Genomic DNA, 1,879 nt, shown 5'->3' on the forward strand with positions numbered 1-1,879 from the left:
GGTGGGGTTCGAAGGGGAGGCTTGCCGCCCCTCGCAAGGTCCCGTGTCAGCAGCGCCAGCGTATGACATGGGTCGCCTTGCTGTTTGCTCTTCAGTGGGATCGGTAGCGGTCATGATCTGAGGCCAGCGGCTTGGATTTGGGCCTGCGTCACCAGCTTCGACGCCAGCAATCCGTCGATCTGCTTTGCCGTGATGTGTTTGCACATCGGGCTGCGATCACTGATCCAGCAGGCCAGACGCGCGTGGTGATCAGCTTGCAAAGCTGCCGCCTTTTCTCGGTCTTCTGCCTGTTTCTCGACATAGCCCTGCCAACGCCGCGACTGAAACCAGTTGTCCGAAAAACAGACCTTAGAGCGGGTGAAACCTGCGCTTTCGTTCGCGTAGGCTTGGACCGCCTGCCGCAAGTCCTCCGGTGCGATCCCTTCCTTCACGGCCTTTTCGATATCGGCACAGCAGGCTGCTCTACCGCGTACCCGGTCTGGTGGATACGCCGCTAAAATCTTCTCATCCGCCGCCGCCTCGCGCTCGCGCGAAGGAGGTTCTTTCTTAGGTTCAATGGTAAGGTTCGTGTCCCGATTTGAGACTACCCCCGTCTCACCCTTGGGACTTTTCCCCCTGTTTTTTGAGACGTTTCCCCCCGTCTCATTTTGAGACACAACCCCATTGGGACCGCTCGCCCCGCCCTTCGGGCGCGAACTGGGGCCAAGGGTAATATCGAGGTGCAGCTCGTATTGGTTAGACCCTCGCCCGCCATCACCATCTCCACGAGCATGGCGCGTGACAAGCCCGCACTCCTCCAACGTCGTCATGTGACGAAACAGCGTTGCGCGGCCCATCTCACATTCGTCCGCCAACCTCTTTGCGCTTGGGTTACACTGACCAGTCTCTTTGTTGTGGAAGTCTGCCAGTTGGATCAGCACGATCTTCGCGGCAGGTTTCAAACCTTTGACATTCGCGGCCCAGATCAATGCCATGCCACTCATGGCTTTGAACCGCCGAACGAATGCGAAAAAAGGTTCGTCACATGTCGAATAATCGCAATGATATCAAAGGCCGTGTTTTTGCAGTTCGTCAGCCTAACATATTGTTCTCGTGAATTTGTGCTCTGCCTGCCGGGCCTACCAGTTCAAGACATTTTTTCTTTGCTCGCGCAGTTTTTAGCCTGTTTGCCCGCCAACTTGTCTTGGGCAACGCTAATAAGTTGCAGAGTCGTTTAGATCGACGTCGCAACTTTCCGAAGCATATTGATTGTTGGTTGCTCATTACTTTCATCTGTCGGCAACGGATCGCTCGATTGTTTGACGATGACGACCTCGTTTTCGGGATCAATCCACATCCATTGCCCATGAATACCAATCGCGGCCAGCTCGCCTTCTCCTGTGCTGTACCAATAACTTCTGTATCGACCCTTTGGGAATATGTCCCCCTGATCGCTGGCTTTCCAGATATCGTGATTCCCTCCGGTCCAGAGATCCTCAATCCAGCTTTTGGGCACGACCGCTCCTGTATTCATGCGCACCAGCTCACCAATACGGGCGAGATCGCGGGCTGTTGTGGACATACCGCCCGCCGCGCGCGCAACGCCGAGCCGGTCGACGGACATCATTGCATCACTACGCGTACCAGCAGGTTTCCAAAGGAGATCAGACAGCAGTTGGTTCAAACGCGTGCCTGCGGCACGTTCCAGCACGACGCCTGCCAAATCTGTATTGGGCGAGCGATAGGCATGCACCGTTCCATGCGCAGGTTCACCCTTTTGGATAGAGCGTAGAAAGCTCATCAAATGCGCGTCGATATCGTCGGCAATCGGCGGGTTCCAAGCGGTCGCGCGCCGATACCGCGCATAGCCATCAGCGTCGTCCAGATAATCTTCGGTGAA

General features: G+C 55.9%; 2 protein-coding genes. Both read right to left on the reverse strand.

All coding sequences use genetic code 11. The features are described 5' to 3' along the window. Positions 1 to 110: 110 nt before the first annotated feature. A complete protein-coding gene (locus ABJQ89_RS17580; RefSeq protein ID WP_348497456.1) occupies positions 111 to 983 on the reverse strand; it encodes a helix-turn-helix domain-containing protein in 873 nt (290 codons plus the stop codon). 230 nt (positions 984 to 1,213) lie between these two features. Further along, positions 1,214 to 1,879, reverse strand: a 666-nt coding sequence (locus tag ABJQ89_RS17585) for a serine hydrolase domain-containing protein (protein ID WP_348497457.1), incomplete at its 5' end; no start/stop codon positions are given.

Origin of the sequence: Planktotalea sp. (assembly GCF_039984035.1) — a bacterium.
Taxonomy (GTDB): Bacteria; Pseudomonadota; Alphaproteobacteria; order Rhodobacterales; family Rhodobacteraceae; genus Planktotalea.